Source organism: Roseobacter sp. MH60115 (genome assembly GCF_015644665.1).
GTDB lineage: Bacteria > Pseudomonadota > Alphaproteobacteria > Rhodobacterales > Rhodobacteraceae > Roseobacter.
Map to the genome: position 1 here is coordinate 642,316 of NZ_JADOBQ010000002.1, position 25,322 is coordinate 667,637.

A 25,322-nucleotide genomic window follows, 5' to 3' on the forward strand; every position below is an offset into this window, starting at 1 on the left:
TGCAGTGAATGGCTGGTTTGCGGGCTGCGACTGCAGCAGCCAGGCTGGGTGTCCAATGCCGGGAATGGGCCGAAGTCTGATTGACGCGCTCCTTCGACTTGGTCACTTCGCGACATGAATGCCCAGCATTATGTCCACGATAAGTGTTTTGGACTGGATCACGCAGCATAACGCAAGCAGACCCATTGCCAGTCGAAAATGTACAGGGTTACCCTCGCCCACCGGCATTGACAGCTTTACCACAACGCACAACCGTTGGAAGCGATGGAGCGACAAGGGCATCTTTGCGCGGATGCTCATCGGACTGGCGGCCAATCACGGTGGACAGAAGACGGTCATGATCGACGCAACATATCTCAAAGCCTATTGCATGGCGTCCAGCCTTGCGGTGAAAAAGGGGGATGTGGACGCCTGATTGGCCGTACAATGGGCGGTATGAGCACGAAACTGCATGCGATCTGCGACAGCCGAGGGCGTCCGCTCAACCTGTTCGTCACCGCTGGACAAGTGAGTGATTAGATCGGCGCACGGACGCTGCTGAGCAGTTTGCCGAAGGTTGATTGGTTGCTCGGGGATCTTGGCTATGACGCGGATTGATTCAGAGAAGCGTTGAAAGGCAAAGGAATACGCCCCTGCATACCGGGTCGAAAGCAAGGCAATACGACAATCCGATACGACAAGCGCCGATACTGGATCGAGATCATGTTCGCCAGGCTCAAAGACTGGAGGCGCGTGGCAACCCGATACGACCGATGCCCAAAAGTCTTCCTCTCAGCCATCGCCCACGCCGCAAACGTTATCTATTGGCTATGTGGCCTGAAACTAATCTGTGCTGACGGTGGGGTCTTTCTATCTGCTCTGGATCAATGACTTAGAAGTGCCAGAACCTTTCAACACAACCTGTGCGGTTCTGGCAGGTTTCCTCCATGATCCATGAAGAGTCAAAGGCTGTGCGTCGGCCCCCGGTCGATGTCCTTATCTTTCTAGATGGGACTGTTGCATCAATTGGCTGAGGGTATTTTGGTGCGCGGGCGTGACATTGATCATGCGGCGCCTTCAAGTAACGTCAGCTCGAAACGCGCAACGACCTGGTTCTCCATGAACTGGGCTGTGATCGCACGGCAGCATATCTCAGGAAGTTTGTCTTCGACGAAGCGGATGTCCTGAGAAATCTGGACGACACCGCGATCATCCAGAAGGCATGGCACAGGGGTGGAAACAGATGATCGTTTGCAGGAGCGCCGTTGGCGTTCTGGCGCCCATGGCCCGCTTGCTGCTGCTGCTTTGTCAGGCGGTGAGACCGTCAGCCTCGCGCCCTGGCGCGGTTACCCAGCTCTCTGGAAACAGGCAACTCAACGGATGCCCAAATGATCGTTTCTTCTAATTTGCTATAGTAACTGCTATCAAAAGAGGGTTATCAAACTGCGGTCGGCCCACACCTCGCCATTTCTGGCACCAAAGTGGGAGTGGGTGTTGGATGGAACCTTCTCAAGTCACACATTACGGTCTTACCACGGTTCTTGTCGCGGATATCTATGGCTTCTCAAGACTGATGAGCCGCGACGAGGAAGAGACCTCGGTACGCGTATCACGAGCCATCGACCTGATCCGACAGTTGGCAATCGACTACGGTGGAACAATCAAAAACATCGCCGGAGACGGCGTGCTCGCGTTGTTTGACAGCGTGTCGAACAGTGTGCAGTTTGCGGTCGCCATGCAGCAGGAATTTCTGAATGATGCCGTTTGGAACTCCAAATCCGATCCGATCTCTTTCCGTATCGGTATCAATATGGGCGAGGTGCGAGAAGGGCATTTCGGCATGCACGGTCATGCGATCAACGTGGCTGCGCGGCTTCAGAGCCTGGCAAAACCCGGTGGTATCTGCGTGTCAGAAGCCGTTTCGCGCGTCGCACGTGATCAAATCAAACTGCCTTTGAAATCGCTTGGCACGCCTGATCTGAAAAACATTGACGACGAGATCGAAGTCTTTGAGATCGAGCCCGAGGCACTTTTGATGCGCGCACCCGCCGAAGCGCCGACGATCATCGAGCGGATTGCGACACTGCAGGACCTACCGGACAATTCGGTTGCCGTGCTGCCGCTTGAAAATCTGTCTGGACAGCCTCAAAACGCGCATCTTTGCAACGGGGTAACCGGAGATATCATTTCCAACTTGACGCGGTTCAAGGCTTTGCATGTGATCGCACAGCAGTCGTCGAACCTTTTTGCAGGGCGGCACATGCCAATCGGTGATATTGGCCGGTTGCTGGGTGTCAGGTACCTGGCGACCGGGGGTTTTCAACGTTCCCACAACCAGTTGCGCGTTCAAATTCAACTTCTCGAGGCGGACTCGGGCCGTTCGGTCTGGGCCGAGACCTTCAATGGCAACATCGAGGATGTCTTTACTTTTCAGGATGAAATCACCGCGATCATCGCATCCTGCTTGTCGGTAAAGATCGACAAGGCCGAGCGGCAGAGACAGCAGCGGAAGGCGCCGTCAGACCTGCAGGCGTACGGACTCATTCTGCGCGGTCGCGATCTGTACACGCAGCCCCGGCGAGAGCTTAACCTGCACGCGCGTCGGCTGTTCGAGCAAGCCTCTGCCATTGATCCCGACTATGCGGCCTCCTACACCAGCATCTCACGCACGTCGAATGACGCCTGGAGGTTCAACTGGGTTGACCATCCCGACGGTGCTCTGGAGGATGCCATCTCAAATGCGGAGATGGCCTTGCGCCTGGACCCTGACGATGCGCGTGGCCATGCAGCGCTTGGCAACGCTTGCCTTTACAAACGCCGCCATGACGAGTCATTGGCAGCTTACGAACGTGCCATCCAATTCAACCCGAACGATGCTGATATTCTGGCCGAAATGGGCCATTCTGCAGGTGTTTACGGAGAGCCGGAGCGTGCCGTCGAATTGATCAAACGCGCCATGCAGCTCAATCCCTTTTATCCGGATTGGTACTTGTGGCATCTCGGCGAAGCCTATTTTGATATGAGTGACTACGAAGAAGCGATACGAACATTGACCCAGATGCGGGACAAGACCGATGCGTATCGCATGTTAACGGCCAGCAACGCCCTGCTTGGGCGCATGGATGTGGCCAAAGGGCATGCGGCGCAAATCCTCAAGACACATCCGGAATTCACGCTCGCGCATTGGGAAAATGTACCTCCTGACCGCAATCCTGGGCCTCGGGATCGATTGATCGAAGGGTTGAAGAAAGCAGGTCTGGAGTGAGTACGTCGAGCAACCCGGCATCGATATCAGGTGTTGAGCCTCCGGAATTCGAGCTGCGAGCCGCTCGAGCGGATGATTTCGGTTTTGCCCGGCGTCTCTATATGAACTCAATGAAGCCCTTGCTGATGGCGCTGGACGCATGGAACGCAGATGAAATGGAAATGGCGTTTCGCAGCTATTTCATCCCGGATGAGATCAAATTTGTAACGTTGGACGGTCGGGATGTCGGCTGGTTCCAGGTATCCGAAACTGACCACGACGTGTGTATTGATCAGCTTTACCTGATCAAAGACGTGCGTGGTCAGGGGATCGGCACAGCCTTGGTCAAGGCCATCATCTCGGAGGCCGCAGATCAAGACAAGAATGTCTGCTTGTCATTCGTTCATGGCAACCCGGCCCATACTTTATATCGCAGGTTAGGCTTTCGCCAAGTATCTGAGGACGATACAAAAATTCACATGCGATATGAAACCAGGCAGGCCGGGTAGTCATTTTAGATAGGGCTGGGGCAGCTCTTAGTCGCTGCCACCAAATGCCTTGCCACCACTGTAGGCTTTACCGCCGCTATAGGCCTTGCCACCGCTATAGGCCTTACCGCCGCTATACGCCTTGCCGCCGCTATGAACCGCACCGCCTTGGCTGAGTTCCGCGTCCAGCAAAATCTGATCCAACGGGCCAATCTCGGGATCCAAACGAATGGAAAAGTCGGACTTTTCATAAGCCCAGGCCCGGACATCATCAGCAAACAGGATATTGCGCTGTGCAAGACCGGCCTGATCAACGCTGCCACGGCCGCGATTTGCGACAGCATTGGCATCTTCCGCTGGGGCGCCACCGCCGTGAACAAGAAAAATCTGAGGTCGCGCCAGGTCATAGTAGTGACCTTCGAAGCTGAACCCGAAGATCCTGGCAAACCGCGCATTGTCGCCTGCCAATTGTGCGTCCAAAAAGCCGTTTCTGTCTTCTTGTATAGGTGTTTTCGTCTCTTCTCCGGTCTGCCCATCCGTTCCGCCCGCACCCTTTTGCGGCGCCGGAACCGAATTGTATTTAAAGTCATCCAATTCTCTGCCAAACAGAAAAATTTTCGAAAAATTGATTAATCTATCACCCACGTCTGTTCCCTCCTACAGCACCAGCGGCCAATTTCTTTGGCCGCACCTCTGTGTGCTTATGGCACATGGGCCTGCCGGATGTCAGCATTTTCTTTAAGGCGATCCTACCGTACCTGTGCAATTTCACGCAGCATTCTAAAGGGTAAGCGCCCTCCGCAGCGATGCGGGATGTCATCGGGAACATCTGTGCGACTGGAAAATGCGTGACTTGATTCATCAGGGGGCGCGAGGCGCGGGCCTGCGCTGATGACCCCGATGCCGCGACGCTCCATATTCAGGGCGATAATGCGGTGGTACTGCCCGCCCGTCATCGCATCATCGACCTCCAGAAAGGTCTCGTAGACATCCGCAAAATCCAGTGTTTCGATTGTGAGGCGGTCCCAGACACTTGCCATGGCGAACCCCATGTAGTCTCGCGACTCGACCAACGCATCTGCAAAGTATTTCGGATTTCGCGCGTATGCCTCGTCAAAGAGCGGCTGGATAATCTTGTGATAGTCTGGATCGCCTTCGAGACGGTCGGACAAGTCCTCCAGCTCTTCCGAGATCAGGTCGCCTCGTAGAAGGTTTTCGTGGAAAACATCAATCCAGATGTCAAAGAGCGCCCCAGTCAGCACTTGCGACAGATCGTGTTCATAGGCCCAGCCATCGGCAAACTCATAAAGGGTTCGGTCGTTGGAGGCGGATCGTAACTGGCTGCTGTTCGACACCTCACCAAAACGACTTAGCCTGTTGAAAGAATACAGATTTCCGCTTGTCGATTCGAGCAGGCCGACCACAGCGCTGTCGAAATGGAGCAGGGAGATCAGCGCAACCATGTCAGCGGCAGATTCGTGAAATCCGAAGTACTCCCCGTTCACCTCGACTTTGCCGGGAAGCCCGATCTCGTTGTAGATGATGAGATGTCCCAGCTCATGCGACAGGATATCGAAGCTGAGGCCGAATTCCACCAGCTCTCCGGTTTTAAGGGTGTAGGAGCCAATCTCGATGGAGCCGAACCCGGCGAAAGCATTGTCCAACCCGCGCAGAAACAGGATCTCAAGGCGCTCGTAGTGGTCCTGAAAATGCCACTCCAACCGCCGCTCGAAATAGTGCTCCCAGATATCCATCGTGAAGCGGATAGCGCCGAATGCATGGGCCTGCTCGAAGGCATAGGTGCCAATTTCCAGATGGTCGAAATGGCCCTCCGGGTCCGGGTGGGCTTCGGGCAGAACCGGTCCATCCCAGGGCGGGCGGTAGTGAAACGTCGCGCCGCTGGGTGTCGGGTAGTAGCCGTAGGCGCGTTCCTTACCCACAGGATCGATGACATACATGCGGTCATCTGCAGGACCGGGCAACAGCGACCCCGCAGGTGAAGAAACCCAGACTGTTTCGGGCTCTTGTTTCTGGTCCAGTGATGGCAACTGCGGAAACAGTCGAAAACGCGTGCCACCGGAATGTTCAGTTTCAACGTATCGCACGCGTTCTACCTTTCCATTGAGGGCGGTTGCGCCGGAGCATCGGGTTCATCATCTCGCCGTGCTTCATTTTGCCAAAGGACATATGCCCGGGCCATCATTTGTTCGAATTCGGAGCGATCTGCAAAGTCGTTTTGCTTAATGAATGCCGCGAGATCGTCCGGCACCGCTTGATCGCGGACCTGTTCAAAGTACCAGATCAAAAGCATGCCGGGGTTTATATCCAGATCGCTCGGCTCGGGGTGGGAGAGGCCAGCGCGATCAAGAGATACCGCCCTCCGCTTTGCTTCGGCCAATAGCTTTGCGTAGCTTCCGTCCGCTTTCAGCGTCTCGATCATTGCGCGGCGAAAGGCATCACGATGGGCGGCAATGGTTGCCGTCAGGCGCAGCTCATCCGCAATCTGGTCCTGAAGCGCGGATACGTCCAGATCATTGGCGGCCAGCCAGCTTTCCAGAGCCTGTCCGGTGTATAGTCGGTTTTCTGCGCGAAACCTGGTCATTGCGCGGCCTACATCTGCCTGCGCCACGTCCAAACTCTGTTCAGACAGTAGACTGCTTGCCGCGCGGCGGCGCAGGTCAGCATAGAAGTTCGGATCCAAGTGCAGTTGATCAAGCACGAGCAACACCTCACGGCTTGGGCCGGTCTGCTCAATCGACCGTGTCAGCGTTTCCCACATTGCGGTGTGTTGGAATTCAAAGTTTTGTGCGGGAGGGGAGGGTGCTTCTTTGCGCAAATACGCCATCGTCGATACCATGTCGAGCGCATCCAGGCGTTTTTGGTCTACAGCGCCGGTCGGCAGCCATGTTTGCAATTTCTCTAGGCTTAACGCGGGATGTTGTTCCTTGGCTTGCTTGACAAGGCTGTCCCATGACCGTTCGGGAAAGTGCATTTTCTTGGAGACATTTACTAGACAGCTTGCATCGGCACCCTCCAACACGCCCGCTGACACGGCGCGTTCGAGTGATGTGCGTATGTTGACCATCGGGACCGAGAGCGCCACATATCCCAGATCCGCAGGACCATGCTGCAGCGCAACCTCATCATCGTCTTCGAGCGTTCCATCGCGGAATGCCTCAAAAATCGCGCCGACACCTATCATCCCGAAACTGTGCAATTCGGCGGCCCGCAACGCGCCCATACTCGATGCGCCAAAGACTGGAATGCCTCGCGCAATCGCAAACAGGATTTCCTTGTGCCAAACCGACGGGACACCGTCAAAGTACCCATCGATGAGGCCAATTCCTGACGCCCCCTCCTGGCAGGCCGCATAAATGTCGCCTGCACGCGCCGGGGGGCGCACCTCAACGTCATTTAACACATCCCTGACGTCAGCTGCGTGGAGTGTCGGGCCGGTGAATACATGGATCATCGAGCGGCCTGCTCCAACACTCTGTGCGCACGCTCTCCGGGGCAATAGTCATCGTGATCATGCGGACCTTCCAGCCCGGGGATGACAATTCTATGCACCGGGATGTCAAAGGCGGGCTTGGTCAGATCCACATCTATGACCTCTGTGACACCCACTCCCATGAGGCGCTCCAGCACCCAGTCCAGATCTTCTTCCAAGGTGTCGAACGCATTTGAAGGGACGGCCTCGAACGGGGTCAGATTGGGCGACGGCGCGGACATCAGACGCTGTGCATATCGGTTCTTTTCGGCAATGCCCTTTGTTGTGTATTCATCATGCCGTAGGTCATCGCGGGCACCGGTGATATAGTTGGTCCGCACCTGCACCGCTTCGGTCAAGGCCCGTAGAAGAGCGATTTTGCTGCTGGGATGGGTGCCCGCCCCGCTGCCGGAGTGCCCGTTCTCGACAAGCATATCCGTGATCAGACAGTGAAACGTCGCAACCCCGACGTCCCCGGTCATATTCCAAACGCCCACGGACATGCCGGCCTTTTGCAGCGCCTCAAGCAGGGACCGACACGCCGCATCGGTTATGCTGTCCAAGTCCAACTTGGTTTCCGTCTTAGCGCCAAACGGCAGGATATGCCAAAGGGTATGCGCATCCCGTTCAATCACCTCGCATATGCCGTGCACCATCGCCTCCAGACGATGATTGCCAGAGGCCAGACCGTTTGTACTTGCAACAAAGCATCCTGAGTGAGGCCGCCTCGGCAGAGTGTAGTCCGTATGTACCAATTCCGATGGCAGCCAAACGCGGTCGCCCGAGATGAGGTCGCGACCTTCTGCCCAAAGGATCGACCGATCCGCGTGAAACGCGGTACCGTGCAAAAATGGCAGACGTTCAATGTCAATGACACGTCCGCGCGTGCTCATGTCGTCGTAACTGCCTTCGACCAGGGGCAGATCGATCTCTTCCGCATGAAACCCTTCTATTGCCTCCATGACCGCGGATGCCTTGGCCGCTGAAAGGTTCAAACCCTTACCCTGTGAAACGGACAAAGAGCGCGAATTTGGGCGATAGGCGTTGACGACCGGAATGCCGATCCGATCAAGCCCCGTGACATTGGCCACGCGCGTAATGCCCATGGCGGCCAAACGAGATCCTACGGTCTCAAGTGTCTGGGCCGGGCTGACAATGCGGTGCGTGCCATCAGCAAATGACTTGCGCGTGCTTTCCATGTCAGATGCCATCCCAACATGGAACCTGATCGCGGGGAAAGAAAAAGAGGCACAGTTGCATTATCGTTCCGGTGACCGGCTGATGAGGTCGTTCTCAAAAAGAGTTTCCAACGTCACAGGGCGCTCCTTTTTGGGGCACCATCGTTCCCCGCAAGAGGTGAGCCTGGCCGACAGGCATATCGCTTTCTCTGGGAGCGATATGCGCGGCAGCGCACAAGCGCGGTCATCGCGGCTGTCTCGACTTGGTTGAACATGTTGCGCAGTCGCATGCGTCGCTCGTACGCTACGCCAAGAGCCCAAAGGATGAGCGCTATAGCCCACATGCCAGCCATCCAGAGGGTTGCGCCGATCACACTGACGGTCTTCAGCAAAAGGTACATTCTTCTAATCGTTCCTGACCAATCGTTACCCTTGTAGTATGGCAGTTAACCGATTGGCGACCAAATTCTGCTGATCTGCAGTGACGAACTTGTATCAGGCACTACGCCTTGGTGAACCGGCCTGGCGGTGCCTGGATTGTCATCGCGTCGGCTCGGCGGACATCAAGCGTCCGACTAACGTCTATTCAGATGGCGCCAGCAAGGTCACATCTTTCATGTCACGCAGCAGATCCGTATCTTTGCGGTATAGCATGCGAAAATGATCACGCTCTTGCGGAGACCAGGGATCGTATCGGGGCCAGTCGGGGCCGCGCGGATACGTGTCCTGAATCTCCGCCCGCTTTGCCAAGGCAGCCGCGCCGCCGATGCGGGATGCCTCACTCAGCAAAACCTCGATGGCGCGATGGGAAGCGGAGGGTCGGTCATTAGACCTTTTGGGTAAGGCAAAATCGCTCACATCGACCTCCGATCCGCAGAGATTTCTGATAATGCGCGGAGAAAGAGCGCCGAAGTCTTCGTGTCGCCACAATATGATTTCCGCGGTGGGAAAGGACTTTTGAACCAGTTCGACGAGGTCCACCCAACTCGGCAAGCGGCTGAGAACGGCGCGCTTCATCTCAAGGTCTGACACAAGATGCTGCCCGCTGGCAGACCGCAGGAATTCGACATAGGCCGAGGCGAAGAAATCCGCGTATTCGCGAATTGCCAGATGCACTTCTTTCACGGGGAACGGTATGTTCGATGCGAAGATCGGCACCAATGTGTTGCGCAGGTTGTAGACATCGCCGGTGCGCACACAGTGGCCGCAATGACCGGACATGTTTTCGTCCGATAGGATGATCCGCTCCCCCGGCCCGGCGGGCACCGTGTCGAAGAATGCACGCGCCTGGTCAGCAAGTGCCGCGTCCGAAAACTTTCGCCGATAGTCCAGCCCCAACTTCTCATATCCGTTCAGCTGGCACGGATACGTGTAATCCTTTCGCGTATGACGATGGTGAATGTAGTGCACGCCACGCTTTCTGAGCTTGCCGGCATTCCGTTTCAGTATCGCTTGCACATAGCTCGTGGCTGTTTTGTTCACACCGCCATGGACGATCACATAAGGCTGACCTTCCTGTTGCACCGCCACGGCTCAACCCGTCTCAGCTTGGGTGGCGGCGTTGATGCGGGCAATCTTTTCGCGGAAGTCGGCCCAGGTATCGCGCTCTTTGAGTTCGCTGATCTTGTCGCGGTGCCAGATGACGGCATCGGCGTGCAGGCGCGCCAGTTCGGGATCCCTCATCAGCATCGCAAGTTCTTCGCGCAGTGGCGCCAGATACTTGTGGATCGACGTGTCTCTTTCCGAATTGACGTTCATGTTGGTCCAGTAGTCCTCGCCCTGATCGTCATGGATATGATTGGTGCGCCCCCGGTCACGTTTGACCAGAAAGTTGTCCACCGAGCGCACGGCGTAGTGGTGAAGACGGGCGTGATCATGCCTAAAGCCGGTGTGGGTTTTCCATCCGCCATCCAGGTAGAAGGACGGCATCGGCAATCCGCCCGCGTCTACCCATTTCACGTCACCGCGCCCCAGATTGAAGGCAGGCCGATGCACCCGCAGTTTGCGGAACAGCTCGTTGTTGCGCACCAGCGTTTTCATGCCCCGGGCGCGGAAGTTGCTGTATTCATCTTCCCCCGCACAACAGTCGAAGCGTTCCGTGATCAGCGCGTCCTCGAAGGCGACGTGCCCGCTGTTGCCAAAGAGCCGCCAGCACACCGATATGGCATCGGCATCTCCGACCGCCGCAAAGAGATCATCGAGCCTGCCACGTCCGGCGCGAATATTGAGAAATTCGTCACAGTCCGCACACATCAGCCAGTCGGCTGATGTGTATATCGCCTCATTCTGCGCCTGCGCCAGTGCCGCCCGTTGGGGGCTTTTGCCGTCTCGGAAACGGTTCTCGCGATGTTGTGCCAATCCCAGTGCCTGCAGACGGTCGGCGATCAGATCCGTCCCGTCGGCGCAATCATTTGTATAGATCAGAAAATCGGTAAACCCGATTACCCGGTTGTAGGCCACCCATTCCAACATGAACGGGCCTTCGTTCTTCATGGTGGTCACGATAAGGCGCGACCCCATCTCCGCGCGCGGGATTTCGGCAGGCGCGGTCTGTCCGCCGCCCGTCGGGGCCACGATCTTCGTGTCGTGCTTGGGCTGGCCTCTTATTTTTGAGCCCACATGCGCGATCTCGGCGGTATCCGTGCCGTCCCGCCCGGCATCGGTCTGCTTGTCCGCCTCTTTCGCCCGTGTCCGCAGCCGTGCACGAAAAAGCAGATCGAACCGCTTGGCGGTTTCTTCTCTGCCACTGTCCTTAAAGTAGGAGGAGACCGAGCCGCGAAACCACGGCAAATTACGTCTGGCGCGGTATAGCCTGTAGAATTCAGCGTCGGTCAATTCATCAAAGATACAGCGCTCCATCACCGTCTTATGCGCGCCTATCTTGCGCAGGAAAACGGCTGTCTTGTGTTGCGAGTAGCGGCACCTGTAGATGTGGATATTTTCGCCGCCCAGGCGGTCGACATGTTTCTGGTCAAGCGCGTGGTATGGGTCATAGAAGACATTGACCCGACCCAATGACCCGGTCAGCGCGGCAGCATCGCCCAGTGGCAGGGCCCAGTTCTGGCGGCGCCCGTTTTCATACCGTGTCTCCCACGGCACCAGAGCCTCGTCGAGCGTGGTCTGCGGGTTGATGGCCACGACATGCGCGCCTGGCACCAGCGATGCGAACGCAATGGCTGCATAGGCGCCCATGGAAACGCCTGCAAAAATGACCCGTTCGTATCCCTCGAAGAATCCGTCGGCAGCAAATGTCTCAAACCGCTCGATCAATTCGGCATCGCGATACCAGTCGCTCACATGTGCCATCACGCCAAGATGCGACACCCCCTGATCCAGCGCGAATTTATACGCCCAGGGTTCCCGCATTGGATCCGCATCGTTTACATTGGACAGGTTATCAAAAGTTACCAATAGCCGCGATGACGGACGTTTTGAGAACAACAGGCTATGGCGCAAGTTCTTTTCAAGAAAGCCTGCGCCGGTCGCCCCCGGGCGCAAGTCATCGAACCAGAAGGGAACGGCCTGCAACAACTCATTATCTTCGGTGTCGGTTGCCACTTTTGACTTTTCACTGCTCAGGGTTTTTGCCGGATCGCCCGACTTCCGTTCCGCTCACTATAGCCTTGCACCAAATTGCCTTACAACATCCGAACACAAACCTATGAAATCACCAAAGCTGTGGTTCACTGGCAAGCGGCGCACTATCGCTTGTGCACCACCAGAAGCTGGTCACGGCGTTTTTTCTGATAGCGCACAGGTTCGATGATACAGGCCGAGATATCCGGCACCAGGGCGTTGAAAGCCGCCTGCGTTTCGGGGTCGGAATGGGAAAATTGCAAGTTGTCTTGATAGCTGCGAAACAGCGCCGCCGTTTTGGTGGTCTCTTTTTCGTATGTCGGCGGCTGCCATCTTAAGTCTTCTATGACGTAGAGGCCGCCCGAGGGCATCAGAGGAAAGATTTCGAGAAAGGCGTTTTGCTGGTGGTGCGAGGCGTGACTGGCATCGTCGATCACGATATCCGGTCCGTTTTTGAAAGACCCGGCCGCTCGGGCGATATCCGCCCGGTCGTCCATGTCACAGCGGTGAAAGGTGAAACGGTCATGCTTGAACCACGAGAAATCCGACACATCCAACCCGTGTATTTCGGCCTTCGGGAAGTACTCCAGCCACATGCGGATGGAGGGGCAATCCCGGGTCTCCCGATCCGCGTCAATGCCCATTTCAGGGCCCCCGATCAGCAAACCCATTTCCAGAAAGACAATCTCGCGCTGCCGATAGGGCAGAAACAGCATGTGGTAGAGTTCTGTGTACCGGTGCTTGCGTGAGCCTTTGTCGGACCCGTAGCGATCCGCAAGATCTGTCAGGTTCACCGGCTTGCTCACTTTACCTGCCTCAGTCCCGGTCAAGAGCCTCTTCCCTTTCCTGCCGCTCGGCCAGCTTCCGTTTGATCTTGTCCGTGTGGGGTATTGGTGCAGCACCTGGATCAATTGCGTGCTTTTCCAACAACATATGCAAGAGCCCTCCGTCATCCGGCAGCCCGTTTGGATTGAGCGCCAGATACTCGCGCACCCGGCGACCATAAAAGTGAATGGACCGTGTTTCCTCGGTGATCATCGCCTGGACATCCCGCAGACGCCGCGCCTTGACCAGATGCCGCCGCTTCTCGAAAGCAACAGGATAAAGCGCGGCAGCGGAGAGGGCGTGTTTGTCCTCTTCTGTCCGTTGAAGCCAAGCGGTGACGGCATGGGGTCCCCAGACGCCCCAGGGCATATCGCTCACATGAACCGGGGTGCCCGCATCCGCCTGCCGCGTCAATCGGCGCGTGGCGCGTGGGCCGTACCAGAAGGGGATGCCGTATTCGTCTTTGGTCATTTCCAACAGGCCCTGCAGGGCGGGGCTGTCACGCGGCAATCCCAGCACGCCGCCATTGATATGATGATCACTTTCCCATGCAAAAAAGTGGCCGGTTTCTGTTGTGAAAGGCTTGGCGCAATAGGCATCGGTGTCTGCCCAGATGACATGATCGCGCTGGGACAGCATATGGTATCGAAAGACGTCGGAGAAAAGCGCCGTGCTGCCGGTGCGCGTGTTGGCGATGAATTCGTCACGGTCGAGAACGGCGCTCCCATGCACAAGCTCGACCCCCTCAGGGACGCCGGAGATCGGCGCATAGTGATACAGGGTGACCGGATGTCCCACGTCCAGAAAGGACTGGATGCACAGCTGTTCCAAATAGCTCAACGGGCCCGCGACCCAAAGCATTCCAATACGATGAAGATCCGCCAAGTCCGGTGACCCTTTCCCCTCCTGCACGCGCGATTTGCTGTTTTTGGTGGTCAAGACATCCGTTTCAGGACCGTGACGCGCGTTTGTCTGCCTCGTTTTCGGGTAGTATTTCGGATTTCCGGCCCTTTAGCTACAGGTTTTCGCCGATTGCGGTGTATGCGCGCCAATAGAGCACAACGCGGGTCCGATTGCGCGATTGCAGATGCAGCTTTCCTTTCCTTCGCAACCGGATGGGGCATCCGTTTCGCCGTTCCCTGCGAGGTCTGGGAAAAAAGGAGAGTTGAAATAAGTTTCATTGAATGCAATATATTCCAAATAATGGCAAGAATCGGGGGATTTGGTGCCCGCACGCAATCCGGATAACGAACTGAGCCTGGCGACCAGAGCCGCGTGGCTGCATTACGGGGGCGGGCTGTCCCAAACCGATGTGGCCAAGCGGTTGTCGGTCACCAAGGTCAAGGCGCACAGGCTGATCAGCCGCGCCAACCAGGAAGGTTTTGTCAAAATCAGCTTTGACGGCGAGATCGCGGAATGCGCATCACTGGAGATGGCGCTGAGCGAAAAATTCGGGCTGAACTACTGCGAGGTTGTGCCTGATCTTGAGGAAGCCGGGCTGCCCGTCCGTGCCCTCGGCATTGGCGGGGCGCGATGGCTGACCCGGGAGATCGCGAACCCGGCGAACAAAGTCATCGGCATCGGGAACGGCAGGACGCTACAATCCTGCATTCGCAACATGGCGTCGATGACCACCGAGACCGTCAAATTCGTGTCCCTGATGGGTGGGCTGACGCGTAATTTCGCAGCGAACCCGCATGATGTCATGCACAGGTTGGCCGAGAAGACGGGAGCCGAGGCCTATTTCATGCCGGTGCCGTTCTTTGCCAACAACGCTCAGGATCGTCAGGTCATGCTGGGGCAGCGCGGCGTGCCGGAGGTGATGTCGATGGCCGCGACCTCGAACCTGAAGTTCGTGGGCATCGGCACGGTCGGTCCTTCGGCGCAGACGGTCATGGCCGGCGTGCTGTCCGAAAGCACGATGGAGGACGTGCGCAACCGCGGCGGCGTCGGCGAACTCATCGGTCATTTTTTTGACAGCGAAGGCCAGCCGGTGAGAACAGAGCTGTCCGAGCGCACGTTGTCGGTTGGCCTCGATGATTTGCACAACAGCCGCATCGTGGCCGTTTCCGGAGGAGAGGAAAAGGTCAACGCAATTCAGGCGATTTTGAAGAGTGGTCTTCTGGACGGCCTGATTACCGACGAACGCACGGCAAAGGCCATCGTCGGTCACTAATCCAAGGGAGGAGAAAACCATGTACGATAAAGAAAAGAAACTGGTGCAATCATACCTGAGCGGCTCGATCAGCCGTCGCGGGATGCTGCGCGGGTTGGCGTCGATGGGTGTCACGGCTGCCACGGCGAGCGTGCTCGTTAATGCCGCCGCGACCGAGGCGCTGGCGCAGAACGGGTTCGACTGGAAGAAGCATTCCGGCAAGACCGTCAAGCTGCTGCTGAACCAGCATCCTTACGCGGATGCGATGATCGCGAACCTTGAGAATTTCAAGAACCTGACCGGGATGGACGTGCAATACGACATCTTCCCGGAGGATGTGTATTTCGACAAGGTGACTGCGGCTCTGTCCTCGGGGTCCAGCGAGTATGACGCTTTCATGACCGGAGCCTATATGACCTGGACTTACGGTCCGGCGGGCTGGATTGACGACATGAACGAGTACATCACCGATCCCGAAAAGACGAACCCGGACTACAATTGGGACGACATGCTGGAGGGCGTGCGCGACTCCTGTGCGTGGAACGGCCAGCCTGGCGGCGCGCTCGGCTCGGACGATGCCAAGCAATGGTGTATCCCGTGGGGGTATGAGCAGAACAACCTGTCTTACAATGGGCGGATGTTCAAGGAAGCGGGTCTTAGCGTCCCCACGAACATCGATGAGCTTGTGGCCACGGCGGCAGAGGCCAAGGCGAAGGTCGATGGCGCCTACGGCATCGGCGTGCGCGGGTCGCGGTCCTGGGCCACGATTCACCCCGGCTTCCTGTCCGGCTATGCCAACTTCGGCGAGAAGGACCTGACGGTCGGCGATGACGGCAAGCTGTCGGCAGCCATGAACACCGATGTGTCGCGGACGTTCCACGAGAAGTGGGTGCAGATGATCCAGGAAAGCGGGGCGCCGGACTGGTCCACGCATACCTGGTATCAGGCGGGGACCGATCTGGGCGCGGGCAAGTCCGCGATGATCTTCGACGCCGATATTCTGGGCTATTTCATGAACGGCGGCGACAATGCCGAGGCGGGCAATCTTGAGTTCGCGCCCTTCGCGGCAAACCCGGACGCAGACGCACCGACACCGAATATCTGGATCTGGTCGCTGGCCATGGCCAGCGCGGGCAAGCAGAAGGACGCGACCTGGTACTTCCTGCAATGGGCCTCGGGCCCGGAGCATGGGCTCTTTGGCGCAACGCAGATGGACTTCGTGAACCCGGTGCGGAAATCCGTCTGGGCCGATGCGGGCTTCCGCAGCCGCCTCGACAACAGCTATCCCGGCTATGTGGAGATGCATGACCTGTCGGCGCCGGGCGCCAAGATCCACTTCACCGCGCAGCCGCTGTTCTTTGACCTGACGACCGAATGGGCCGCGATGTTGCAGAAGATGGTCGCCAAGGAGGTCCCCGTCGATGAAGGCTTGGGCCAGTTGGAAGCCAGCGTGAACCGCCAGCTCAAGGAAGCCGGGCTCGGCTGATCCCGAAACCTGCTGTGCCCCATCCGAACACCGGGTGGGGCCCTATCCCAAAGGCTCGGCCACAGCGCCGAAACGGAAGGCTTGAGGAATGTCCGCCCACACGACCGACATGCCACCCAAACAGCGCTTCAAGATCAGCAAGCGGTATCTGCCCTACGTGCTGAGCTTGCCCGCGTTGCTGGTCTGCATCGGCATCCTGATCCCGTTCTTCACGGCGGTGGCCTATTCGCTGCAGCGCTACAGGCTGTCCCAGCCCTGGGCGCGGCAATACAACTGGGGTGAGAACTATCTGAATTTCATGACCGATCCGGCGTTCTGGAACACGCTGCAAGTGTCCCTGACCTATGCGTTCCTGACCGTGGGTATCGAGCTATTGCTGGGGCTCGGGATTGCGCTGCTGCTGCAAAAACGCACCCGGTTCAACAATTTCGTCTCAATCATGCTGCTGATGCCGCTGATGACGGCGCCCGCGCTGGCCTCGCTGATGTGGAAGCTGATGACCAACCCGGGTTTCGGGGTGCTGAGTTACTGGGCCACGCTGATCGGGATCGACGACATGCGGTGGGCCTCCGATCCCTCGACCGCGATGCTGACGGTCGTGCTGGTCGACGTCTGGGTCTATACGCCCTTCATCATGATCCTGCTGCTCGCCGGGCTGCGATCCTTGCCGCGCCAGCCGTTCGAGGCGGCGGAGCTGGACGGCGTGCCGCGGCTCTTCGTCTTCTGGAAGATTACGCTGCCGATGCTGACGCCGTTCCTGCTCACAGCTGTGCTTTTCCGGGTGATCGAGTCGATCCAGCAGTTCGATATCATCTATGCGATGACGCAAGGCGGCCCGGGCGACAAGCTGACGGTCTTCCAGGTCGAGGCCTATCTAAACTTCTTCCAGTCGACCAACGTGGGGCGGTCCGCCGCGCTGCTGATGATCCTGTGGGTGATCACCTATATCCTGTCGACGATCTTCATCAAGAACTGGCTGCGCCTGCGCGAACGCGCACGCGGCGAGGCGTAGGGAGGCGGTCATGCAATCAGTCAGCACACTGGAGCGGGTCTTGCGCGGCACAGCGCTGAGCCTTGTCATCTTCTTTTTCATGTTTCCGATCTTCTGGATCTTCCTGATGTCGTTCCAGACCAATGAAACCATCCTGCGCGTGCCGCCTTCGATGGTCTTTGAACCCACGCTCACCAACTATCGCTCGCTGATTTCCGGCACGCTGGAGGGCAGCACTGCGACGCTGGAAATCCGCTTCATGGGCAATCTCTACAACTCGCTGTTTCTGTCGGTCACCTCGGTGACGGTGGGTCTGCTGCTGGGGGTTCCGGCGGCCTATGCCTTTGCCAAGCTGAAGTTCCGGGGGTCCGAAGACATCGCCTTCACGCTTTTGTCGTTTCGCTTTGCCCCGCCGCTGCTGGTCCTGCTGCCGCTGACCATCTACTTTCAGAAAATCGGCCTGGCGGACACCTACGTCGGGCTGATCTGGGTGTACCAGCTCATCGTGCTGCCGCTGATCCTGTGGATCGTGCGCGGGTACTTTGAGGACATCCCGAGCGATATCGAATATGCCCACCGAATTGCCGGGCATGGGTTCTGGTCCACCTTCACCAAGATCGCACTGCCCTTGGCCGGGCCCGGGATTGCGGCCGCCGGGCTGCTGGCCTTCATCTTCGCCTGGAACAATTTCATCTTTGCGCTGGTGCTCGCCTCGGCTGACAAACAGCCTGTGACCGTCGGCGCGCTGGCGTTCATCACCGCCTCGGGGATCAACTACGGGCAGATTGCGGCGGGTATCATGCTGTCCATTGCGCCGACCTTTGCGCTGGCGCTTTATGCGCAGCGCTACCTCGTTGAAGGCCTGTCGCTCGGCGCGGTGAAAGGATAGCCCATGTCGCTCAGCCTCAAGGACGTCCACAAATCCTTTAAGAAAGACGTGGTGCTGGATGGTGTCTCGCTGGAGGTGCCGACGGGCAAAACCCTCGTCCTCTTTGGCCCATCGGGTGCGGGCAAGACGGTGCTGTTGCGGTTGATCGCGGGGGTGATCGAACCTGACGCGGGTGAGATCGCAATTGCCGGGCGCGACATGCACGGGGTCGAGCCCGAAGACCGCGGCATCGGCATGGCCTTTCAGAACTTCGCACTGTTTCCGCATTTGTCGGCGCATGAGAACATCGCCTCCCCCCTGACGGCCCAGCGACAAAGCAAATCGGCCATTGCCGATGGGGTGCAACGTCTCGCCAAACTGCTCAAGATCGACCATGTTCTGGGGCATAAGCCCAAGGAACTGTCGAACGGGCAAAAGCAACGCACGGCCCTGGCGCGGGCCTTGGCAGGGCAGCCGAATGTGCTCCTGCTGGATGATCCCTTGCGCAACGTGGATGCCAAGCTGCGCTTCGAGATGCGACTGGAACTGCCACGCCTGATCAAGGACCAGAACGCAACCGTCATTTACGTCACGCAGGACTACAAGGAGGCCATGGCCTTCGGCGACGAAATCGCTGTGATCAACGGCGGTCGGGTGCAGCAGGTGGGCAGCCCGGCGGAGATTTATCTGACACCCGCCAATACCGACATCGCGCGGCTTTTCGGCGATCCGGTCATCAACCTTCTGGAGGTGACGCCGCAAATGGGGCCGTCGGGTCCGTTTGTATCTGTCTCTGATCAGCACCTGGTGCTGCCGCCCAGCCACGTTGGCGATGTGGATCGCCCCTGCATTTTGGGACTGCGCCCCGAGGCCCTGCGCTTTGTCGAGGCAGGCGCGCCCGGGGCGATCCCGCTGACGGTGGAGACCGAGGCGCCGCTCAACGAAAAGACCGTGACCCTGGCCGTGACGGCGCGGGGGCGTGAAATCATGATGTCGCGCCCCGCCGGGACGCCGGGCCCCAGCACCGGCGCCGCGCATATGGGCATCAACGCCAGCGCCGCCTTGCTGTTTGATCGCGACACCGGCGCCCTGATCCCGTCGCAGGATGCGAAAACCAAGGGGAAGGTCGCATGAGCGAAGCCATGTTACAGATCAGCAACGTGGACAAGTTCTATGGCCCGCTCGATCTGGGCGTCCATGCGGTCAAGAACGTGTCTTTGGATGTGGCGCGCGGGGACATCATCGCGCTGCTGGGCTCTTCGGGGTGCGGCAAGACATCAACCCTGCGGATGATAGCGGGGTTTGAGGAGGTCAGCCGTGGCAGCATCTCGATTGCGGGGCGTGAGGTACAGACGCTGCCGCCAGTCAAACGCAATGTGGCCATGGCGTTCGAGGGCTACTCGCTCTACCCCACGGTCACGGTCCGCGACAATATCGCCTTTGCCCTGAAGAGCAGTGGTAGGCCCGCAGCCGAGATCGCGGAGAAGGTCGCGGAGATTGCCGAGATGCTGGAGATCACCGACATTCTGGAGCGCTTTCCCTCGTCCATCTCCGGCGGTCAACAACAGCGGGCTTCGCTGGCGCGGGCGCTGATCCGGGACGCGGATCTCTATTTGCTGGACGAGCCCATGGGTCAGTTGGAACCGCAGTTGCGCACGCTGCTGCGCGGGCGGATCAAATACTACATCAAGGAACGCGGCCTGACCGCGATCCTGGTGACCCATGACCAGACCGAGGCCAATGCGCTGGCCGACAAGATCGCCGTGATGGAAGACGGCGAGATGCAGCAATACGCCAGCCCGGAAGAGATCAAGGACGCGCCCGCGAACCTCTTTACCGGCACCTTCGTGGGGGAGCCGCCGATGAATGTCTTCCAGGCGCAGGCCACGGCGTCCGACAAGGCCCTTGTCTTTGCGCTGCAGGACGGGTCCGAGTTGAGTTTCCCGAAATCTTCCTTCGCGGCCGCGCTGCATGACCGGATCGTGGGGTTGGGCAAGGTCACCCTGGGCGTGCGACCCTACGCGGTGCATCGGAAGGAGACCGGAGCGGCGGCGCGGGTTCTGGCGAACCAATGGCTGGGAGACCAAAGCCATATCGCCGCCGAATTCGCGGGTGGTGCGCTGGTACTGGTTGAACATGACCGAGCCGCTCTGGCCGAAGGTGACCAGATTGCCGTCCAGCTAGACCCCGAGGATCTGCACATCTTCGATCCACGGACCGGGGCCGCGATTTCGCATGGGGCGTCACTGGTCGGATGAGCCGCGAGATCATCATAGGCATTGACGCAGGCACGTCGGTGATCAAATCGGTCGCCTTTGATCTGTCGGGCCGGCAGCTGGATGTGGCCTCGCGGCCCAACAGCTATGACACCGGTCCCGGCGGCGCGGTCACTCAACCTCTGGCGCGGACCTGGTCCGATTGCGCGGCCACCCTGCGTGCGCTGGCGGACAAGATGCCTGACCTGCCGTCCCGCGTGGCGGCCATCGCCGTGACAGGACAGGGCGATGGCACATGGCTGGTGGGCGCGGACAACACGCCCGTCGGTGACGGCTGGCTCTGGCTGGATGCGCGGGCAGGAGACCTCGCCGAAGAGATGCGCCGGCGTGATGGGGACACGGCCCGGTACATGGCAACGGGCACCGGTCTGAACGCCTGCCAGCAGGGCGCGCAGCTGGCCTATATGCAGACCCATATGCCGGAGGCGCTCGCGCAGGCGGAATGTGCGCTGCATTGCAAGGACTGGCTCTATCTGAAGCTGACGGGCGAACGGGTCACGGACCCCTCCGAGGGCAGCTTTACCTTCGGTGATTTTCGCACCCGGACCTATGACGATGGGGTGCTGGAGTTTCTGGGCCTGACGGCGCAGCGCCATCTGCTGCCGCCGATGTGTGATGGAACGGCCACCCAGCATGCCTTGACCCCTGAGGCAGCCGAGGCCACCGGTCTGCGGGCGGGCACGCCCGTTGCTCTGGGACATGTGGACGTCACCTGCACCACGCTGGGTGGCGGCGGTTATCTGCCCGGGCAGGACACAGGCTGCACGATTGTCGGCACCACCGGGGTCCATATCGGCTGCAAGCAGGACACGGACGTGCAGCTCAACCCGGCGGAACGCACCGGCTATGTCATGACCATGCCCGTCCCCGGAGTGGTCGCTCATCTGCAAACCAACATGGCAGGGACCATGAACATCGACTGGGTGCTGGGACTGGCCCGCGATGTCTGCACAGCCTTGGGGGTCGAGGTCACGCAAGAGCGGCTTCTGGAGCACGTGGAACGGTGGATGGCCGACAGCCCGCCCGGTCACCTGATCTATCACCCGCATATCTCTGAGGCGGGGGAACGCGGCCCCTTCATCGACCAGACCGCGCGGTCGAGCTTCATCGGTCTGTCGACGGCGCATGGGTTTGCCGATCTGGTGCGCGGCGCGGTGGAGGGGTTGGCGATGGCATCGCGCGATTGCTACAGCGCCATGGGTCCGATCCCCGCCAGTGTGACCCTGACCGGCGGGGCTGCCCGCTCCGACGCCCTGCGGGCGACGCTGGCCGCGACGTTGGGGGCCTCGGTGCGGCGGTCGTCCCGCGCGGAGGCAGGTGCGGCGGGTGCGGCCATGATCGCGGCGGTCGGAACCGGTGTCTACGCGGATATGACCGCCTGCATCCAGGATTGGGTGGTCCCGACGCTGACGGATCCGGAGGCACCGGACCCGTCGCTGAGCGCGATCTACGACCGGGTCTATCCGCAATACGTCGCTTCACGCGCAGCGGTCAGGCCCATCTGGCACGCCATGGCACAGCACAGGAGCACATTGGTATGACACGCGAGATCGCGATCATCGGCGATTATTTCATCCTGCCCGAAGTCTTCGAGCGGGAGCTGCGCAGGGCCTGCATCGGCACCGACCTGACCTGCCGGTTGGATCAGACCGATTGGCCCGACACGCCTGCTGTGCACGGCTATCACGGCGAAACGGACGTCACCGTCAAGGAGTACCTGGGCGATTTTGAGGAGGTGACCCAGTTCGTCGGCGATGCCGAGGTTCTTGTTACGCACCTGTCTCCGATCACGGCGGAGATGCTGGACCAACTGCCAAACCTGCGCCTGATCGCCTGTTCGCGCGGGGGGCCTGTGAACATCGATATCGAGGCCGCCCGCGCGCGGCAGGTGCGCGTGGTGCGCGCGCCGGGGCGCAATGCGACGGCAGTGGCGGAGTTCACCATCGGCGCCATCCTGACCGAGACGCGCAAGATCCGCACCGGCCATGAAGCCTTGCGGGCGGGCAACTGGCGTGGCGATCTCTACCGCGTGGACACCACGGGCCGGGAGTTGAACGAGATGACCGTTGGTGTGATTGGCTACGGCAAGATCGGCACGCGGGTGACCAAGCTGTTGCGCGCCTTTGGCACGCGGGTTCTGGTTTGCGACCCTTACGTGCAGCTTGATCCCGAAGACGTTGCTGCAGGCGTCGAGCAGGTATCGCTTGAGACGCTGCTGGAACAGAGTGACGTGGTCACCCTGCACCCGCGCGTCAGCGAAGAGACCACGCATATGATCAACAAGGACAGCCTGGCGCGCATGAAGCCCGACGCGCTGCTGGTCAACACCGCACGTGGGCCGCTCTGCAATTATGACGACCTCTATGAGGCCCTGCGCGACGGGGTCATCGGATCGGCCATGCTGGAGACATTCTCCGTTGAACCAGTCCCGCCAGACTGGCCGCTGCTGCAGTTGGACAATGTCACCCTGACACCCCACATCGCGGGCGCCTCGGTGCGCACCGCGACCTATGCCGCCGAAGTGCTTGCCGAAGACGTGCGCCGCTACTTCGCCGGTGAACCGCTTTTGAACCTATGCTGAGGGACCTTCCATGACCGAAAAAGAACTGCGCAAAGAGGTCGTTGCGGCCTATCAGGAATTGAGTGCCGAGGGCATGAACAAGGGGGCCTCGGGCAATGTCTCTGCCCGCTTGGGCGAGCATATGCTGATCACGCCCTCCGGCATTCCGTCCGCTCTGATGCAACCCGAACAGGTCGCAAAACTGCGCATCGACGATGACGCGGGCGGCTATGACGGCCCCTGCAAGCCGTCCTCAGAGTGGCGCTTTCACCGCGACATCCTGCGCAATCGTCAGGATGCGGGCGCGGTGGTGCATGCCCATGCGCCGTTCTCCACCATCCTGTCGATCCTGCGCAAACCGATCCCGGCGGTGCACTACATGATGGCGGCGTTTGGCACGACCGAAATCAAGGTGGCGGACTATTGCTGCTATGGCACGCCGGAGCTCTCCCAAGCGGTGATCAAGGCCATGGAAGGGGCCAATGGCTGTCTCATGGCCAATCACGGGATGGTCGTGGCCGGGCCGAACATGACCCGCACCATGTGGCTCGCCGGTGAGATCGAGCTGCTGGCCAGCCAGTATTACCACAGCCTGCTCGCGGGCACGCCGCATATCCTGAGCGATGCCGAAATCGCCGAAACCGCAAAATCCTTTGAATCCTACGGCCCCCAGGAGGTAGACAAGCACTGATGCCCGATCAGGTCGATCTTCTTGTGATTGGTGGCGGCGTCAATGGCGCCGGGATCGCACGGGATGCGGCCGGACGGGGGCTCTCCGTCGCCCTGTGCGAGAAGGATGATCTGGCGCAGGGCACGTCTTCGCGCTCGGGCAAACTGGTGCATGGCGGGCTGCGTTATCTGGAATACTACGAATTCCGCCTCGTGCGGGAAGCTCTGATCGAGCGGGAGGTCTTGCTGGAGGCCGCCCCGCATATCATCTGGCCGATGCGTTTCGTGCTGCCCCACAGCCCGATGGATCGCCCCGCGTGGTTGGTGCGGCTGGGGCTGTTTCTCTATGACCATCTGGGCGGGCGCCGGAAGCTGCCCGGGACGCGCGTTCTGGACCTGCGCCGCGACCCGGAAGGCGCACCTCTCCAGTCGAAATACACCAAGGGCTTTGAGTATTCCGACTGTTGGGTGGATGACGCGCGGCTGGTGGTCTTGAACGCCCTTGGCGCGCGTGAGAAGGGCGCTGAAATTCTGCCGCGGACAGCCTGCGTGTCCCTGCAGATCGACAATGGCGTCTGGCTGTCCACCTTGAAGGATGCGGAGACCGGCGTGGAACGTGTGGTCAGGGCCAAGGCGGTGGCCAATGCTGCAGGCCCCTGGGTCAATGACATCATTGGCCGGGTCGCAGGCGGCAACTCCCGCCGTGCGGTCCGTCTGGTCAAGGGTAGCCATATCATCGTGCCGAAGTTCTGGGAGGGTCAGCAGGCCTATCTGGTGCAGAACAACGACAAGCGGGTGATCTTCATCAACCCCTATGAGGGCGACAAGGCCCTCATTGGCACCACCGACATCGCCTATGAGGGAGCGCCGGATGCGGTTCAGGCGGACCCTGATGAAGTCGACTATCTGATTGCCGCCGTGAACCGGTACTTCAAGCAAAAGCTCAACCCTGACGACGTGATCGAGAAGTTCTCGGGCGTGCGGCCTCTCTTTGACGACGGGCAGGGCAACCCCAGTGCTGTGACCCGCGATTATGTGCTCGATCTGGATCAGGCGCGCGGCGCGCCCCTTCTGAACATCTTCGGCGGCAAGATCACGACCTACCGCAAGCTGGCTGAGCATGCCGTGGATCAGTTGAAGGGCGTCTTTCCCGAAATGCGCGCCTCATGGACCGCTAAGACCCCGCTCCCTGGGGGAGACATGCCGGACAAGGACTTTGAGACCTTCCTCGGGCAGGTGCGCGACGATCACCCCTGGCTGCCGCGCGCGCTCGCCAAGCACTACGCGCGGCTTTACGGGACACGGATCAGCCTGATCATCGCGCAAGCCACGACACTGACCGGTCTGGGTCAGCACTTCGGGGCGCTGCTCTATGAGGCCGAAGTCTCTTATCTGGCTGAACATGAATGGGCGCGCTGCGCAGAGGACGTCCTGACGCGGCGCACGAAACACGGGCTGCACTTGGAGCCCGCGGAAAAAGACAGATTGGAAAGCTGGTTCAATGACAGGTTCGCCAAGACAGCCTGACGCCCTGCAG

Annotated in this window: 20 protein-coding genes and 1 pseudogene; 13 read left to right on the forward strand and 8 right to left on the reverse strand. The window is 59.3% G+C overall.

Features of this window, described 5'->3' with window-relative positions; translation table 11 throughout:
- Positions 1-241 precede the first annotated feature (241 nt).
- From ISX84_RS08755 to ISX84_RS08765, 3 genes and pseudogenes are all read left to right on the forward strand, one after another.
- A pseudogene (locus ISX84_RS08755) lies at positions 242-810 on the forward strand (IS5 family transposase); the annotation flags it as partial.
- A 667-nt stretch (positions 811-1,477) separates the two neighbouring features.
- Positions 1,478-3,244: an adenylate/guanylate cyclase domain-containing protein gene (locus tag ISX84_RS08760; RefSeq protein WP_195819952.1), complete on the forward strand. Its 1,767-nt coding sequence runs from the start codon at positions 1,478-1,480 to the stop codon at positions 3,242-3,244.
- Positions 3,241-3,732, forward strand: coding sequence for a GNAT family N-acetyltransferase (locus ISX84_RS08765; protein ID WP_195819953.1), 492 nt, complete (start codon positions 3,241-3,243; stop codon positions 3,730-3,732). The genes ISX84_RS08760 and ISX84_RS08765 overlap by 4 nt, the downstream gene beginning before the upstream one ends.
- A gap of 27 nt (positions 3,733-3,759) precedes the next feature.
- On the opposite strand, the gene ISX84_RS08770 is transcribed toward ISX84_RS08765, so the two are convergent.
- The 8 genes from ISX84_RS08770 to ISX84_RS08805 form a co-directional block, all read right to left on the reverse strand.
- The gene (locus ISX84_RS08770) at positions 3,760-4,356 is read right to left on the reverse strand and encodes a hypothetical protein (RefSeq protein ID WP_195819954.1); all 597 of its coding nucleotides are present in this window, start codon (positions 4,354-4,356) and stop codon (positions 3,760-3,762) included.
- 104 nt (positions 4,357-4,460) lie between these two features.
- Entirely contained in the window at positions 4,461-5,669 is a 1,209-nt protein-coding gene (locus tag ISX84_RS08775) for a hypothetical protein (RefSeq protein WP_195819955.1), read from the reverse strand.
- 152 nt (positions 5,670-5,821) lie between these two features.
- Entirely contained in the window at positions 5,822-7,183 is a 1,362-nt protein-coding gene (locus ISX84_RS08780) for a TfuA-like protein (RefSeq protein WP_195819956.1), read from the reverse strand.
- The gene (locus ISX84_RS08785; RefSeq protein WP_195819957.1) at positions 7,180-8,400 is read right to left on the reverse strand and encodes a YcaO-like family protein; all 1,221 of its coding nucleotides are present in this window, start codon (positions 8,398-8,400) and stop codon (positions 7,180-7,182) included. The genes ISX84_RS08780 and ISX84_RS08785 overlap by 4 nt, the downstream gene beginning before the upstream one ends.
- Positions 8,401-8,961: 561 nt before the next feature.
- Positions 8,962-9,909, reverse strand: coding sequence for a hypothetical protein (locus tag ISX84_RS08790; RefSeq protein WP_195819958.1), 948 nt, complete (start codon positions 9,907-9,909; stop codon positions 8,962-8,964).
- A gap of 3 nt (positions 9,910-9,912) precedes the next feature.
- Complete coding sequence (locus ISX84_RS23195) at positions 9,913-11,745, reverse strand: glycosyltransferase family 2 protein (protein WP_229884186.1); 1,833 nt, start codon at positions 11,743-11,745, stop codon at positions 9,913-9,915.
- Between the two features lie 335 nt (positions 11,746-12,080).
- Positions 12,081-12,785, reverse strand: a complete 705-nt coding sequence (locus ISX84_RS08800; protein ID WP_229884187.1) for a class I SAM-dependent methyltransferase — start codon at positions 12,783-12,785, stop codon at positions 12,081-12,083.
- Positions 12,772-13,641 (reverse strand): hypothetical protein, encoded by an 870-nt coding sequence (locus tag ISX84_RS08805; RefSeq protein ID WP_195819959.1) that lies wholly within the window; start codon positions 13,639-13,641, stop codon positions 12,772-12,774. Before ISX84_RS08805 ends, ISX84_RS08800 begins: the two co-directional genes overlap by 14 nt.
- Positions 13,642-14,005: 364 nt before the next feature.
- Between ISX84_RS08805 and ISX84_RS08810 the strand changes: the two genes are divergently transcribed.
- From ISX84_RS08810 to ISX84_RS08855, 10 genes are all read left to right on the forward strand, one after another.
- On the forward strand, positions 14,006-14,956 hold the full coding sequence (locus tag ISX84_RS08810) for a sugar-binding transcriptional regulator (RefSeq protein WP_299860305.1): 951 nt from the start codon (positions 14,006-14,008) through the stop codon (positions 14,954-14,956).
- Between the two features lie 19 nt (positions 14,957-14,975).
- Positions 14,976-16,421 carry an ABC transporter substrate-binding protein gene (locus tag ISX84_RS08815; protein ID WP_195819960.1) on the forward strand — a complete coding sequence of 482 codons (1,446 nt, stop codon included), beginning with the start codon at positions 14,976-14,978 and terminating at the stop codon, positions 16,419-16,421.
- Between the two features lie 88 nt (positions 16,422-16,509).
- Positions 16,510-17,433, forward strand: coding sequence for a carbohydrate ABC transporter permease (locus ISX84_RS08820; RefSeq protein ID WP_195819961.1), 924 nt, complete (start codon positions 16,510-16,512; stop codon positions 17,431-17,433).
- A 10-nt stretch (positions 17,434-17,443) separates the two neighbouring features.
- On the forward strand, positions 17,444-18,301 hold the full coding sequence (locus ISX84_RS08825) for a carbohydrate ABC transporter permease (protein WP_195819962.1): 858 nt from the start codon (positions 17,444-17,446) through the stop codon (positions 18,299-18,301).
- A 3-nt stretch (positions 18,302-18,304) separates the two neighbouring features.
- Complete coding sequence (locus ISX84_RS08830; protein ID WP_195819963.1) at positions 18,305-19,414, forward strand: ABC transporter ATP-binding protein; 1,110 nt, start codon at positions 18,305-18,307, stop codon at positions 19,412-19,414.
- Positions 19,411-20,538 (forward strand): ABC transporter ATP-binding protein, encoded by a 1,128-nt coding sequence (locus ISX84_RS08835; RefSeq protein WP_195819964.1) that lies wholly within the window; start codon positions 19,411-19,413, stop codon positions 20,536-20,538. The genes ISX84_RS08830 and ISX84_RS08835 overlap by 4 nt, the downstream gene beginning before the upstream one ends.
- Positions 20,535-22,097, forward strand: a complete 1,563-nt coding sequence (locus tag ISX84_RS08840) for an FGGY-family carbohydrate kinase (protein WP_195819965.1) — start codon at positions 20,535-20,537, stop codon at positions 22,095-22,097. Before ISX84_RS08835 ends, ISX84_RS08840 begins: the two co-directional genes overlap by 4 nt.
- Positions 22,094-23,137, forward strand: a complete 1,044-nt coding sequence (locus ISX84_RS08845; RefSeq protein WP_195819966.1) for a 2-hydroxyacid dehydrogenase — start codon at positions 22,094-22,096, stop codon at positions 23,135-23,137. The genes ISX84_RS08840 and ISX84_RS08845 overlap by 4 nt, the downstream gene beginning before the upstream one ends.
- A 10-nt stretch (positions 23,138-23,147) precedes the next feature.
- Complete coding sequence (locus ISX84_RS08850; RefSeq protein ID WP_195819967.1) at positions 23,148-23,807, forward strand: class II aldolase/adducin family protein; 660 nt, start codon at positions 23,148-23,150, stop codon at positions 23,805-23,807.
- The gene (locus tag ISX84_RS08855; protein WP_195819968.1) at positions 23,807-25,312 is read left to right on the forward strand and encodes a glycerol-3-phosphate dehydrogenase; all 1,506 of its coding nucleotides are present in this window, start codon (positions 23,807-23,809) and stop codon (positions 25,310-25,312) included. The genes ISX84_RS08850 and ISX84_RS08855 overlap by 1 nt, the downstream gene beginning before the upstream one ends.
- Positions 25,313-25,322 lie beyond the last annotated feature (10 nt).